Consider the following 14097-nt stretch of genomic DNA (forward strand, 5'->3'; position numbering starts at 1 on the left):
CGGACCACACGTCACAGACCGAGCACCGACGCCCCGTCGACGTACATGCTGCGCTGCTCGCTCTTCGGCAACACCGGCAGCACCTGCTGGAAGTAGCCGTTGAGAGTCGACATCGCACCGACCACGGCAGTACCCGCGGTGATGAAATCGACTGTCGCGCGACGTACGTGGTCGGGGTCGGACACCAGCACGGCGTTCGACGCCCCGATGGTCCGCATGAGTGCGGTGGAGTCGATGGCGTTGCCGACCGTGGACGGCGCCTTGCTCTCGGCATGGATACGGCCGGTCGGCACGAGGTGTCCGGCCAACCATGCCTTCATCGCGGCCGCCTCGGTGATGCCGTTGTGCGGGTTACCGCCGGTGACGATGATCGGCGAGGCGGGCGCCATCAGAGCCTGGACCAGTCCGGCCTCGAGTCGGCCGACCAGTTCGGGGCGCATGGCACCGTTCGGCAGCAACCCGTAACCCAGGATGACGATGGCCGTACCCGGGCCGACGACGGCCGGGAACGGGTTGGGCGGTCGCAATGCGACGTCCGCCACGGTGTTCAACATCCGGTCGACCCTGCCGCGCAGCGCGGAGTCCACCGTGGTGAGACGGTTCAGCGAATCCGTCTTGGTGACGAAGTCGTAACCGAAGTCGGCGCTCACCGCGCGTAGGGCCAGTGCCTTGGCGTTGGTCGGATCGGTCGCCAGCAGGGTGCCGAGAGCGGCTGTCGCGGCCGGGCCGTTGCCGGCCGCGAGCGCACGTTTGGCGGTCGCATAGAGCGCTGCCGAGGGCGGAGCGGCCGACGCCGGTGCGGCGGCCACGCCCGTCGCGATGAGCGTCACGACGACGGTGGTCGCGAGGAGGAACGTGAGACGGCGGATGAGGGAGATCGTCGGGCTACCTCGCCGAGTGGTCCGGGACATGAGATGCGGTCTCCTGCGGTGCGCTGATCCGAGAGCCGGCCGCGGCCGGCGGCTCCACGGTAGCGGCGATACGTGAGTTGCGCAGGGTTCGCATGTGACAGACGTGACAGATCTCCCCGGGGGAGTCGGGGTTCAGGCGGCGGAGTACGCGGGTTCGCTGCGGAACCGCGACGGCCGACCACCGATGCCCAGCGCCGACCACACGCGACGCGACACCGGGTTCATCAGACCGCACTGTTCGGTGAGCATCCGGACGTCGCCGAAGATGTCGCGCAGCAGGCGGGCCGACTCCGGCGACTGCCAGAACATGCTCCGCATCACCGACCGTGGCACGTCGAAACGGCGACGGAACTCCTTCGGCGGCACCATGATCATCGCCGCCATCGTGCGCATGATGACCGGCACCAGCAGCGACAGCGCGAACCGTTGTGCGGCGTTCTTGGTGGGCACGGTGTCACGCAACAGATGGTGGGCGAACGAGATGTGCCGGGCCTCCTCGGCCACGTGCAACTGCATGACCGCTGCCATCACCGGGTGCAGGTTGCGCTCCTCGCGCAGGAAGTCCTTCTGCAGGTGGTCGATGGGTTCCTCGCCACCGAGCACCATGAAGAAGAACACGGTGGGGAAGATCGTGGAGGTCAGCGGGACGAGCGGGGAGATGCGGCGGATGATCTTCGGGGCGCCGGGCACGTCCATCCCGATCCGGTTGACCATCTCCTGGAACATCAGCGTGTGGTTGCACTCTTCTTTGGCCTCGTGCGTGGTGTAGCGGAACTCGCGCGCGCCGTTGGGGAGGCTGAAGCTGTACTGCATCAGACCACGGATGAGCATCGACTCGAACTGCAGCCCGACTCGGGCCACGTTGGCCTGCCGCCACATGCCGACCTCGATCTGCTTGTCGCGCGGCAGGTCGACATACCACTCGTCACGGCCGACCGGATCGACGGTCGACGACAGGATCCAGCGATTGTCGTCCTCGACGACCGCCATGTCCGGGGCATCCCAGGCGATGTCGATGTAGGGGTCGAAGCTGCGGTGCACCGACGCCGCGGAGAGGTCGTCGACCAGTTGGCCGTAGTCGCTGGGTTCGGGTTCGGGTGTGCTGGGTACGTATGCGACTGCCTGCGACATCTGTCCATCCCTTCGGCCACACCGCGGACCGTCACCGCGATCGAGTTAGGTGTGACGCTACGTAACAGCTGGCGATCGTGTCAATGGTTGTTGGCAGAACAACGGCGGTTGATACATCGGTCGACCTCAGGCGCGGTCACCGTCCCTCTCGGCCGAGTCGGGCTGCCACAGGCGGTCGTGAGTAGGCGGCGAGAAACTCGTCGAGCAGTGCCGCAACCGCTTCGCCCGGACCGTCGCGGGAGATCACGTTGAACTCCCAGTCGATGCGTTCGACGAGCTCGACGGACACGATCCCCTCGCTCGGGGGGATCAACAGCCGGGGGAGCAGGGCGATGCCGAGGCCGACCGCGACAAAAGGGGGAATGGCCCCCGTCTCGGTCACCTCCGCTCGGATGTCCCGCACGATGCCCCGTGCGTGCAGCGCACTGTCCAAAACGTCGCGGTTCCCGAAGCCGACGGGGGAGTCCACGAAGCGCTCACCCGCGAGGTCGGCGAGCCGTACCTCGTTGCGCCGGGCCAGCGCATGACCCACCGGGAGGAGGACTCGATACGGGGTGGTCGCGAGCCGGTGCACGGCCAGGCCGGGTGCTGCGACGGCAGGGAGTCCGAAGAGACTGAGATCGAGCCGACCACGCCGAACCGCGTCGGCGAGTTCTCCCGAGCCACCGGGGGCGGCGCGCAGGCGCAGATCCACGCGCGGGTGGGCGCGATGGAAGGCGCCGATGACCTGCGGGATCACGAGGTAGCTGACGCTGGAGAACACCCCGATCCGCAATTCGCCCCGCAGCTCACCCCCGGGGTCGGCGGCGGTCTTGGCGCGCGCCTCGGCGTCGGCGAGTTCGCGCAACGCGGGGAGCACGGCCTCGCCCGCCGGGGTGATCCGTACGCTGCGCTGATCACGCTCGAACAGGGCGGTGCCGAGTTCCTTCTCCAACGCCCGCACGCCTGCCGAGACCGTCGACTGCCCCGCGTAGACGCGTTGCGCGGCCCGGGTGAAGTTCAACTCGTCGGCGACGGCGATCGCGTACTCGACCTGTCTGGTGTACACGATGCACGCCCTTCATCGCTCAAAACGATCAGTGTGATCCACAGTAATCGTTGGACGCGATGACGTCGTCGACCGACGATGGACCGGTGACGATCACCACGGCCCCCACGCCTCGAACCACCGGACCTGTCCGGACCGGATTCTGGATCATCGCGCTCGCCTTCCTGACCCAGATGGCGTTCTGCGCGGTCCCGACACCGCTCTACGCGATCTACCAGCACCGGGACGGGTTCCCCACCATCGTCCTCACGCTGATCTTCTCCGTGTATGCCGTCGGGGTCATGGTGAGCCTGTACCTCGCGGGCCACGTGTCCGACTGGCTCGGACGTCGGCGGGTCGTCCTCGGATCGCTGCTGATCAGCCTGCTGGCGACGACGGTGTTCCTGGTGTGGAACGACGTCACCGGCCTCCTCGTTGCCCGCTTCGTCAGTGGTCTCGGCATCGGCATCCTCACCGCGACCGCCACCGCGCATCTGTCCGAGCTCGGTGTCGTGGCCGGTCACCCCACCGGTCGCGCCGCGCTGGTCTCCACATTCGCGAACCTCGGTGGCATCGGTCTGGGCCCGCTGATCGGCGGCCTCATCGCGACGTGGTCCACACGTCCGCTGGTCCTGCCCTACGTCCTCTTCGCGATCCTGTTCGTGATCGAAGGGGCCCTCGTCGCCGTCGTCCCCGAGACGGTCGAGCGCAGGGCCGAGCGTCCCGCCTACCGGCCCCAGCGAGTGGCCGTTCCACCGGCCGGGCGCGGCGCCTTCTGGTCTGCGGGGATGGCCGCATTCGGGGCCTTCGCCGTGTTCGGCACCTTCATGGGACTCTCCGGCACGTTCCTCGTCGGTATCCTCGGCCTGCACTCACATCTGCTCGCCGGAGTGGCGCCGTTCATCGTGTTCATCGCCGCGGCGGGCGCGCAGATCCTCACCGTGCGGATCTCCACCCGGAGCCAGATCCGCTTTGCGGTGGGGCTGGCCGCCCTCGGTCTCGTCGCGGTGGGCACCGGTGCCCTCGTCGCGTCGCTGACGTTGTTCCTGATCGGCGGCGGGGTCGCGGGCGCAGGCGTCGGCATCCTGTTCCGCGGGTCGCTCGGCACCGCCGCATCGGTCGCCGACCCCCGGCGACGGGGGGAGGCCCTCGCGGGCATCTTCCTCGTCGCCTACGCCGGTATGACGGTTCCACCCCTGCTCACCGCCGCGGCACTCAGCGTGTGGCCTGCCGTCGGCGTGCTGGTCGGCATCAGCGCGCTGGCGATCGTCCTCGTCGCGGTCTCCGGGGTGCGGATGCTGCGCCGCTGACGTGGCCGAGGGTCGGTCATCCCATCGATCTGCCCACCCACGCGCCTGCCCGCCTGCCGGGCGTTCCGCTCGGCCCCGGTCGACCTAGACTGCCCCTCATGGCCGCCGTGACCCCACCGATGATCGCCCCGTCGATCCTGTCCGCCGACTTCGCCAACCTGTCGTCCGAGGTCGCGTCGGTGGCCGGGTCGGACTGGCTGCACGTGGACGTGATGGACGCCCACTTCGTGCCGAACCTGACCCTCGGGTTGCCGGTGGTACAGAGCCTGCTCCGGGTCACCGACATCCCGTTGGACTGTCATCTGATGATCGAGGACCCGGGCCGGTGGGCGCCGCCGTACGCGGAGGCCGGCGCGCACAACGTGACGTTCCACGCCGAGGCGACCGACGACCCGGTGGCCGTGGCCAAGGACATCCGTGCCGCGGGCGCGCGGGCCGGCCTCAGCGTCAAACCCGGGACTCCCATCGACGACTACCTGGCGATCCTCGACCAGTTCGACACGGTGCTGGTGATGAGTGTGGAACCGGGTTTCGGTGGCCAGTCGTTCATCCCCGGGGTGCTGGACAAGGTGCGGTTGCTGCGCGACAGGGTCGACCACGGTGAGCTGCGCATCCTCGTCGAGATAGACGGCGGCATCAACGACGACACCATCGAGCAGGCCGCCGAGGCCGGGGTCGACTGCTTCGTCGCCGGCTCGGCCGTCTACGGCACCGCCGACCCGGCGCTGGCCGTGCAGAAGCTGCGAGGGCTCGCCGAGTCCGGTCGCGACGAGGCCCGCTGAGCCGATGACCGGGGCTGGCGCGGCGCCGCCCGCGATCGTCTCCGCGATGCGAGCCGCGATCGCCGAGTCCCGCACGGTCCTCGGCACCACTGCACCGAACCCGCCGGTGGGTGCCGCGATCGTCGACCCCGATGGCCGGATCGTCGGCCTGGGGGCCACCCGGCCTCCCGGTGGCGCGCACGCCGAGGTGATGGCGCTGGCCGCGGCGGGGGAACGTGCCCGCGGTGCCACCGCCGTGGTCACCCTGGAGCCGTGTGACCACATCGGACGCACGGGCCCCTGCTCGCGGGCGTTGATCGCGGCAGGGGTCACCACGGTGTACTACGCCGTCGCCGACCCCAGTCCGCAGGCCGCGGGTGGCGCCGACACGCTCCGGGCCGGCGGGGTGCGGGCCCACGCCGGGCTGTTGGCCGACGAGGTGCGCGCCGGGCCGCTGGCCGGCTGGCTGTTCCGCCTGCGGCACGACCGGCCGCGGGTCACGGCCAAGATCGCTGCCACCGTCGACGGCCGGGTCGCGGCCCCCGACGGCAGCAGCCGCTGGATCACCGGGCCCGCTGCCCGGGAACACGCACATCGGATCCGCGCCGAACTCGACGCGATCGTGGTCGGTACCGGCACCGTGCTGCGTGACGACCCGGCGCTCACCGCGCGCTCAGCGGACGGAACCCTGCTGCCGCACCAGCCCACCCGGGTGGTGCTCGGCGACCGGCACCTTCCCCCGGACGCCCGGATCCTCGGTCCCGAGGCTCGCACCGTGCTGGTGTCGGGCCACGACGTGACCGCGGTGCTCGATGCTCTGCCCGACGCCGCCGACGTGTTGATCGAGGGCGGCCCGACGGTGGTCGGGGCATTCCTCACCGCGGGACTCGTCGACCGCGTCCACGCCTACCTCGCGCCGATGACGCTCGGCAGCGGGTTCGCCGCGGTGTCGGCGCCGGCGGTGACCACCCTGACCGACGGGTGGCGGATGCGGCGCACCGGACTGCTCGAACTCGACGAGGACATTCTCCTCACCCTGGAGCCAACCCGCTGACCGGCGGTTTCGCCGGTCGAGGGCGCCGTTCGGAGAACCGCGCTGTGCTAGCGTCGATGACGGAGGTTCTCAGGGCGGGGTGCGATTCCCCACCGGCGGTGATGGGGCCGGGTCCGCGACAGCGGGCCGACCCCACGAGCCCGCGAGCGCCCGGTCACCACGACCGGGGACCAGCAGATCCGGTGTGAATCCGGAGCCGACGGTGACAGTCCGGATGAGAGAGAACGGCCACGGCCGAGTCGGCCGTGTGCGATGCCGCCCTGGGTCGAACGTGGACCGAAGAAGGAGCGGGGAAGATGTTCACCGGGATCGTCGAGGAATGCGGCGTGATCGTCGCGCGAACCGATCTGGACGATGCGGCCAGACTGACCGTGCGGGGCCCACTGGTCACCTCTGATGCCGGACACGGCGACTCCATCTCGGTCAACGGCGTCTGCCTGACCGTGGTCGAATCCCCGCGACCCGATGAGTTCACGGTCGACGTGATGGGGGAGACGCTGGCGCGCAGTTCGCTGACCGGCCTCGGGGCGGGCAGTCGCGTGAACCTGGAACGGGCGATGGCCGCGGGTGGGCGCTTCGGCGGTCACATCGTGCAGGGTCACGTGGACGCCACCGGCACGGTCAGCTCGGTCACCCCCCACGAGAACTGGACGGTCATCCGGTTCACCATCGATCCGGGTGTGGGTCGCTACATCGTCGAGAAGGGTTCCATCACCGTCGACGGCGTCTCGCTGACGGTGTCCGGGTTGAGCGATTCTGGGGTGAGCGAGCCCGCGGCCGCCGATGCCTGGTTCGAGGTGTCGTTGATCCCCACCACCCTGCAGGTGACCACCCTCGGCGACCTCGTCCCGAGTGCGGTGGTCAACCTGGAGACCGACGTCATCGCCCGCTACGTGGAGCGGCTCGCCGTGGCGCCCCCGTCCGGTCAGCCGCCGTCCGGTGACCAGGGCCACCCCGGAGGCATCGGATGACCGGGTTTCGCGTTGTAGATACTGGAAGCATGTGCGCGGCGCGGGTCGCCGCCGCCGCGAGGATCGGGATGGGCGAATGACGAAGTTCGACAGCGTGGAACGCGCGATCGAGGACATCGCGGCCGGGCGGCCGGTGGTGGTGGTCGACGACGAGGACCGCGAGAACGAGGGCGACCTGATCTTCGCCGCCGAGAAGGCGACCCCCGAACTCGTGGCCTTCATGGTGCGCTACACCTCCGGGTACCTCTGTGTCCCGCTGGACGGTGCCGATTGCGACCGCCTGGGCCTGCCCCCGATGTACTCGACCAACCAGGACAAACACGGCACCGCGTACACCGTCACCGTCGATGCACGCGAGGGCATCGGCACCGGTATCAGTGCCTCCGATCGCGCCGCGACCATGCGTCTGCTGGCCTCGCACGAGACGAGCGCGGCCGACTTCACCCGACCCGGTCACGTGGTCCCGTTGCGGGCCAAGGAGGGTGGCGTGCTGCGTCGCCCCGGACACACCGAGGCTGCTGTCGACCTGGCCCGGATGGCGGGATTGCGTCCTGCGGGTGTCATCTGCGAGATCGTGTCCCAGAAGGACGAGGGCGAGATGGCCCAGACCGACGAGCTGCGGGTCTTCGCCGACGAACACGAACTCGCGCTGATCTCGATCGCCGATCTCATCTCCTGGCGCCGCCGACACGAGAAGCACGTGGTGCGGGTGGCCGACGCCAGGATCCCCACCCCACACGGCACCTTCCGCGCGGTCGGGTACACGAGCATCTACGACGACGTGGAACATGTCGCGCTGGTGATGGGCGACGTGACCGGCCCCGACGGTCAGGGCGACGACGTGCTCGTGCGGGTGCACTCCGAGTGCCTGACCGGTGACGTGTTCGGGTCGCTGCGCTGCGACTGCGGGCCACAACTGGACGCCGCGATGGAGATGGTGGCCCAGGAGGGGCGGGGTGTGGTGCTGTACATGCGCGGCCACGAGGGTCGTGGGATCGGCCTGCTGCACAAACTGCAGGCCTACCAACTGCAGGACTCCGGATCCGACACGGTGGACGCCAACCTGCAGCTGGGCTTGCCCGCCGACTCGCGTGACTACGGCATAGGTGCGCAGATCCTGGTGGACCTGGGCATCTCGTCGATGCGGCTGTTGACCAACAACCCGGCCAAACGTGTCGGCCTGGACGGGTACGGACTGCACATCGTGGAGCGGGTGCCGATGCCGATCCGCGCCAACGCCGAGAACCTGCGCTACCTGCGTACCAAACGCGATCGGATGGGACACGACCTGGTCGGTCTCGACGCCCACGACACCACCGCTGACGCCGTCGTCGAACCGCACCCCAACGCCGGCGGGGACCCGGCGTGAGCGGCGCGGGCGAACCGGACCTCGACCTCGGCGACGCGAGCAGGCTGCGGCTGGCCGTCGTCGCCTCCCAGTGGCACGACACCATCTGTACCGCCCTGCTCGACGGCGCGCTGCGCACCGCGCGTGCCGCCGGCGTCACCGAACCCACGGTGGTCCGGGTGGCTGGGGCCATCGAACTACCGGTCATCGTGCAGGCGTTGGCCCGTCACCATGACGCGGTGGTCGCGCTGGGTGTCGTGATCAAGGGGGAGACCCCGCATTTCGAGTACGTGTGCGACGCGGTGACCGCGGGTCTGACCCGGGTCTCGCTGGACGAGAGCACCCCGGTGGGCAACGGGGTGTTGACCACCCTGGACGAACAGCAGGCGCTGGATCGGGCCGGACTTCCGGACTCGAAAGAGGACAAGGGCGCCCAGGCGGCGTCGGCGGCGCTGGCGTCCGCGCTCACCCTGCGTGCCCTGGCCCGCGGGGAGAGCCTGCCCGGGGTGAGCTGACCATGGCGTTGCGTGCGCGGCGGTCGCCGTCGGCCACGGCGGCGTCGGCGGGTGACGACTGGGAGATGGTCTACCGGGGGACCCGCACCCCGCGGTACGCGATGATCGTCGCCGCGTTGTTGGTGATCACGCATGTGACGGTGGGCGCACTGTTGCGGATGTCGAACACGGGGGTCGACTTCCGGGTCACCGACCAGTTCGGGCTGGCGCTGATCGGGGTGGTGTTGGCCGGGGCGGTGCTGCTGCTCACCCGTCCACGGCTGCGGGTGGGTCCCGCCGGGGTGGCGGTCCGCAATCTCACCGACGAGCGGTTGTTCGGCTGGGACGTGGTCGGTGGTCTGTGGTTCCCGCAGAAGGGCCGGTGCGCTCGTCTGGAATTGCCGGGTGACGAATACACCCCGGTGCTGGCCATCCAGGCGAATGACGGCGATCTCGCGGTGGCCGCGATGGACCGATTTCGTGAGTTGTACCAGCGGTATTCGACCGTCGGCTGACCCGCTGCCGTGCGATGGGCACGCTCGCGCCACCGGCACCTGTGTCGGGGCCAGCGACTAGCCTGGTCGTGTGGCAGACCCGATCACCTACCGCCCCGCGCCCGGGACCATTCCCATCGACCCCGGCGTGTACCGGTTCCGTGATCAGTACGGTCGCGTCATCTACGTGGGCAAGGCCAAGAGCCTGCGATCGCGGCTGAACTCCTACTTCGCCGACATCACCCAGCTGCACCCTCGCACCCGGCGAATGGTCACCTCGGCCAGTTCGGTGGAGTGGACGGTGGTCACCACCGAGGTCGAGGCGCTGCAGCTGGAATACAACTGGATCAAGGAATTCGATCCGCGGTTCAACGTCCGCTACCGCGACGACAAGACCTACCCCATGCTCGCGGTGACCCTCAACGAGGAGTACCCGCGGCTGTTCGTCTACCGCGGTCCGCGCCGCAAGGGTGTGCGCTACTTCGGTCCGTACTCCCATGCGTGGGCCATCCGCGAGACGCTGGATCTGCTGACCAGGGTGTTCCCCGCCCGCACCTGTTCGGCGGGGGTGTTCAAACGGCACCGACAGATCGACCGGCCCTGCCTGCTCGGGTACATCGACAAGTGCTCGGCACCCTGTGTGGGCCGGGTCGACGCCGCCGAACACCGGCGGATCGTCGAGGACTTCTGCGACTTCCTCGCCGGGCGCACCGACCGGATGATCAAGGCTCTGGAGAACCAGATGTCGGCGGCCTCCGAGGACCTCGATTTCGAACGGGCGGCCCGCTTGCGGGACGACATCGGCGCGCTGCGGCGCGCGGTGGAGAAGCAGTCGGTGGTCTTCGGAGACGGCACCGACGCCGACGTGATCGCCATGGTCGCCGACGAGCTCGAGGTGTCGGTGCAGATCTTCCACGTTCGCGGTGGTCGCGTCCGCGGCCAGCGCGGGTGGGTGGTCGAACGCGTCGACGCAGGCGACTCGGGCACCGGCGTCGACACCGACCGCCGCCCGGGTTCGGCACCCGGGACCGCGGACGTGTCCACCCTGGGTGATCAGGTGGGGCAGTTCCTCACCCAGTTCTACGGGGCGCAGGTGGAGCAGGTCGCCTCGGTCGACGGTGAGGCGGCCGAGCCGGTACCCCGACAGGTGCTGGTGCCGGTGCTGCCCGACGACGCCGACGACCTGCGCGCGTGGTTGACGGAGCTGCGCGGCGCCAACGTCGACCTGCGGGTGCCGCAGCGCGGTGACAAGAAGGCGCTGTTCGAGACGGTAACCCGCAACGCGCACGAGGCGTTGACGCAGCACAAACTCAAACGGGCGGGTGACCTGACCACCCGGTCCGCGGCGCTCACCGAGATCCAGGACACCCTCGGTCTGGACTCGGCGCCGCTGCGGATCGAGTGCATCGACATCTCCCACGTCCAGGGCACCGACGTGGTCGCCTCGCTGGTCGTCTTCGAGGACGGTCTGCCGCGCAAATCCGACTACCGGCACTACGCCATCCGCGAGGCCGCGGGTGACGGGCGCTCCGATGACGTCGCCTCCATCGCCGAGGTCACCCGGCGCCGGTTCCTGCGGCACCGCGGCACCACCGCGGCTGAGTCCGCGGTGTCCGGGCCGGTGTCCACCGACCGGGGCGAGGGAGGTGGCGACGGGGGTGACCTGGCCCCCGACGCCGCCATCGACCCGGCCACCGGACGGCCGCGGCGATTCGCCTACCCGCCGAACCTGTTCGTCGTGGACGGCGGCGCCCCCCAGGTCGAGGCCGCGGCCGCCGTACTCGGTGACCTCGGGATCACCGATGTCGCCGTGGTCGGACTGGCCAAGCGACTGGAGGAGGTGTGGGTGCCCGGTGAGGACGACCCGGTCATCTTCCCGCGCACCAGTGAGGCACTGTTCCTGCTGCAACGGGTCCGCGACGAGGCGCACCGGTTCGCCATCACCTTCCACCGCAGCAAACGCAGCAAACGGATGACCGCGTCGGTACTCGACGGTGTGCCCGGCCTCGGCCAGGCCCGCCGGTCGGCGTTGGTCTCACATTTCGGTTCCGTCGCGCGGTTGCGGGATGCCACAGTGGAGGAGATCGCCGAGGTGCCGGGGATCGGGGTGTCCACTGCGCGGGCGGTGCAGTCCGCTCTGCGGCCGCCCGACGACGTCAGCTCCGGTGACGGGGCGACCCGCGCGGAGGCCCCGGGGACGACGTCGGACGGGGACATCCGGGAGCCGGTGTCCGCACACGTCGGGAACGCCGGCGACGGTCACCGGGACACCGGGACCGACCAGAGGAGGGGAGCGCCCGATGGTCGTTGAGTCCGACGCCGCCGACCGCCCGGTGACCGACGCGGGCACCGTGCGCCCGCGGGTGGAGGTGCTGCTGGTCACCGGCGTCTCCGGGGCCGGTCGCGGTACCGCGGCCAAACTCCTCGAGGACGCCGGGTGGTACGTCGCCGACAACGTGCCCGCCGGACTGGTGGTCGACATGGCGCGGGTCGCCGAGGCCGATGGTTCGATCACCCGGCTGGCCACGGTGATGCGCGCGGCCGGACCCTCGTTCACCGACGACTTCACCGAGTTGCGCGACGAACTCGAACGCAACGGGTTCCGACCGCGGGTGATGTTCATCGACGCCGACGATCAGGTGCTGGTGCGCCGCTTCGAGCAGGTGCGCCGCCAGCACCCGTTGCAGGGGCACGGCACCCTGACCGAGGGAATCGCCGCCGAACGGGCGATCCTGGCGCCGATCAAGGACGGCGCCCACCAGGTGGTCGACACGTCCACACTCGCGGTGAGCGCCCTGCGGGAGATCGTCGACGAGGTCTACGCCGACGAGTCACGAACCCGGATCAGCCTGGTGCTCGAGTCCTTCGGCTTCAAGTACGGGCTGCCCATCGACGCCGACCTGGTCGCCGACGTGCGGTTCCTGCCCAATCCGTACTGGGTGCCGGAGCTGCGCAATCACAACGGCCGCGACGCACCCGTGCGCGACTACGTACTCGGGCAGGCCGGCGCCGACGAGTTCGTCGACACCTACGAGAAACTGGTCCGGATCACCGCCCGCGGGTACCGCCGCGAGGGCAAGCGCTACATGACCGTGGGCATCGGGTGCACCGGTGGCAAACACCGCAGCGTCGCCATCGTCGAGGAGGTGGCCAACCGGTTGCGCAGTGACCTCTCGGTCACCGCGCCCGAGCCCGAGGATCCGGATGCCGCGACGTTCACGGTCCGGGTGGTGCACCGCGACCTGGGTCGGGAGTGACGGCCGCGATGCGGGTGGTCGCGCTCGGTGGAGGGCACGGTCTGTACGCGACGTTGACCGCGGTCCGGCAGGTCGCCGACCAGGTCACCGCGGTGGTGACCGTGGCCGACGACGGCGGATCGTCGGGGCGGTTGCGTGCGGAACTCGGCGTCATCCCACCGGGCGATCTGCGGATGGCGCTGGCGGCGTTGTTGTCCGCCCCGGACGCTCGCGGTTCGGCATCGCCGGGAGCGGTTCATCGGGCGAATGTGCTCCAGCACCGACTGGGCGGCAGCGGTGCGTTGGCGGGTCACCCGATCGGCAACCTGTTGCTGGCGGGGTTGACCGAGATGGCGGGCGATCCGGTGGCCGCACTCGACGAGGTCGCGGGGTTGTTCGGGGTCCCCGGACGGGTGCTACCGATGTCGACGGTCCCGCTGCAGATCGAGGCCGACGTGTCCGGCCTGGAATCCGATCCGCGGGTAAGTCGCGCGATCCGCGGACAGGTCGCTGTGGCCACCACCCCGGGCAAGGTGCGGCGCGTGCGCCTCTTGCCCGACGACCCGCCCGCATATCCGGGCACCCTGGCGGCGATCGCCGATGCCGACCTGGTGGTGTTGGGCCCGGGGTCCTGGTTCTCCAGTGTCATCCCGCACGTTCTCGTTCCCGACCAGCTGGCGGCGCTGAACACCACCACCGCCCGCAAGGTGTTGGTGGTGAACCTCGCCGCCGAACCGGGGGAGACCACCGGGTTCTCCGTGGAACGGCATCTGCACGTGTTGCACGCCCACGCCGCTGATCTACGGGTCGACGACGTGGTGGTCGACGCCGGGTCGGTGCCCGCGGGCCGCGAACGTGAACACCTCGAACGTGCCGCCGGGGGCTTCGGCGCGCGACTGGTGGTCGCCGACGTGGCCACCCCGGGTACCCAGGTGCACGACCCCGCGAAGCTGGCCGCGGTGATTCGTGGTCTGACCGGACGAACCGCTGCCGACGACACCACGGGCGAGGTCTCGGGCGCACAGATCGGGGGACACGGACGCTCCCGGGATGGTTACGCTGTCGGGGCGGTGCGGGATCACACGCCACCGGGGACCGGCGGTCGCCCCGCGGCCGACGACCGGTGATCGGCGCGGTGGCGACCGTGATGGACAGACGGTGCCCCGTGAGCCCCCGCGGTGGCTGAGCGCGAGTAGGAGCACGAACACCGGTCCCGGGATCATCGGGGTCCCGCGGGTTGCCGCACACCGACGCGTGTGGTCGGCTGACCCGGTGCGCGTCCGATGGGCGCGCGGTGTGAGAAGGGGTCGGTCGGTGCCGAGAAGGGACACACGACCCGTGTCGAGAAGGAAGGCGTACA

The 14097-nt window shown here is 70.0% G+C and carries 13 protein-coding genes and 1 riboswitch; of the genes, 10 read left to right on the forward strand and 3 right to left on the reverse strand.

The features are described from left to right. Positions 1-11: 11 nt before the first annotated feature. The 3 genes from BW971_RS06640 to BW971_RS06650 form a co-directional block, all read right to left on the reverse strand. Positions 12-911 carry a YdcF family protein gene (locus tag BW971_RS06640; protein WP_083709387.1) on the reverse strand — a complete coding sequence of 300 codons (900 nt, stop codon included), beginning with the start codon at positions 909-911 and terminating at the stop codon, positions 12-14. Between the two features lie 132 nt (positions 912-1043). Next, positions 1044-2042: an AurF N-oxygenase family protein gene (locus tag BW971_RS06645; RefSeq protein ID WP_076477770.1), complete on the reverse strand. Its 999-nt coding sequence runs from the start codon at positions 2040-2042 to the stop codon at positions 1044-1046. Positions 2043-2178: 136 nt separating this feature from the next. Beyond that, positions 2179-3090 (reverse strand): LysR family transcriptional regulator, encoded by a 912-nt coding sequence (locus tag BW971_RS06650; RefSeq protein WP_076477772.1) that lies wholly within the window; start codon positions 3088-3090, stop codon positions 2179-2181. A gap of 86 nt (positions 3091-3176) precedes the next feature. On the opposite strand from BW971_RS06650, the gene BW971_RS06655 reads away from it, so the two are divergent. The 10 genes from BW971_RS06655 to BW971_RS06700 all read left to right on the forward strand — a co-directional run bounded on the left by BW971_RS06655 (position 3177) and on the right by BW971_RS06700 (position 13864). After that, positions 3177-4379, forward strand: a complete 1203-nt coding sequence (locus BW971_RS06655) for an MFS transporter (protein WP_200799372.1) — start codon at positions 3177-3179, stop codon at positions 4377-4379. A gap of 107 nt (positions 4380-4486) precedes the next feature. Then, positions 4487-5161 carry a ribulose-phosphate 3-epimerase gene (gene rpe, locus BW971_RS06660; RefSeq protein ID WP_143690248.1) on the forward strand — a complete coding sequence of 225 codons (675 nt, stop codon included), beginning with the start codon at positions 4487-4489 and terminating at the stop codon, positions 5159-5161. 4 nt (positions 5162-5165) lie between these two features. Continuing rightward, on the forward strand, positions 5166-6194 hold the full coding sequence (gene ribD, locus BW971_RS06665) for a bifunctional diaminohydroxyphosphoribosylaminopyrimidine deaminase/5-amino-6-(5-phosphoribosylamino)uracil reductase RibD (RefSeq protein ID WP_076477775.1): 1029 nt from the start codon (positions 5166-5168) through the stop codon (positions 6192-6194). A gap of 61 nt (positions 6195-6255) precedes the next feature. Further along, positions 6256-6424, forward strand: a riboswitch (FMN riboswitch). Positions 6425-6490: 66 nt separating this feature from the next. Then, positions 6491-7165: a riboflavin synthase gene (locus BW971_RS06670; protein ID WP_076477777.1), complete on the forward strand. Its 675-nt coding sequence runs from the start codon at positions 6491-6493 to the stop codon at positions 7163-7165. Positions 7166-7241: 76 nt separating this feature from the next. Then, complete coding sequence (locus tag BW971_RS06675) at positions 7242-8534, forward strand: bifunctional 3,4-dihydroxy-2-butanone-4-phosphate synthase/GTP cyclohydrolase II (protein WP_076477778.1); 1293 nt, start codon at positions 7242-7244, stop codon at positions 8532-8534. Continuing rightward, the gene (ribH, locus tag BW971_RS06680; RefSeq protein ID WP_076477780.1) at positions 8531-9028 is read left to right on the forward strand and encodes a 6,7-dimethyl-8-ribityllumazine synthase; all 498 of its coding nucleotides are present in this window, start codon (positions 8531-8533) and stop codon (positions 9026-9028) included. Before BW971_RS06675 ends, ribH begins: the two co-directional genes overlap by 4 nt. A 2-nt stretch (positions 9029-9030) precedes the next feature. Beyond that, positions 9031-9522, forward strand: a complete 492-nt coding sequence (locus BW971_RS06685; RefSeq protein ID WP_076477782.1) for a PH domain-containing protein — start codon at positions 9031-9033, stop codon at positions 9520-9522. A 70-nt stretch (positions 9523-9592) separates the two neighbouring features. After that, positions 9593-11812, forward strand: a complete 2220-nt coding sequence (uvrC, locus tag BW971_RS06690) for an excinuclease ABC subunit UvrC (RefSeq protein WP_083709390.1) — start codon at positions 9593-9595, stop codon at positions 11810-11812. After that, positions 11802-12758 carry an RNase adapter RapZ gene (gene rapZ, locus BW971_RS06695; RefSeq protein ID WP_076477784.1) on the forward strand — a complete coding sequence of 319 codons (957 nt, stop codon included), beginning with the start codon at positions 11802-11804 and terminating at the stop codon, positions 12756-12758. The genes uvrC and rapZ overlap by 11 nt, the downstream gene beginning before the upstream one ends. A gap of 8 nt (positions 12759-12766) precedes the next feature. Further along, complete coding sequence (locus BW971_RS06700) at positions 12767-13864, forward strand: gluconeogenesis factor YvcK family protein (protein WP_083709467.1); 1098 nt, start codon at positions 12767-12769, stop codon at positions 13862-13864. Positions 13865-14097 lie beyond the last annotated feature (233 nt).

Source organism: Williamsia sterculiae (genome assembly GCF_900156495.1).
Lineage (GTDB): Bacteria > Actinomycetota > Actinomycetes > Mycobacteriales > Mycobacteriaceae > Williamsia_B > Williamsia_B sterculiae.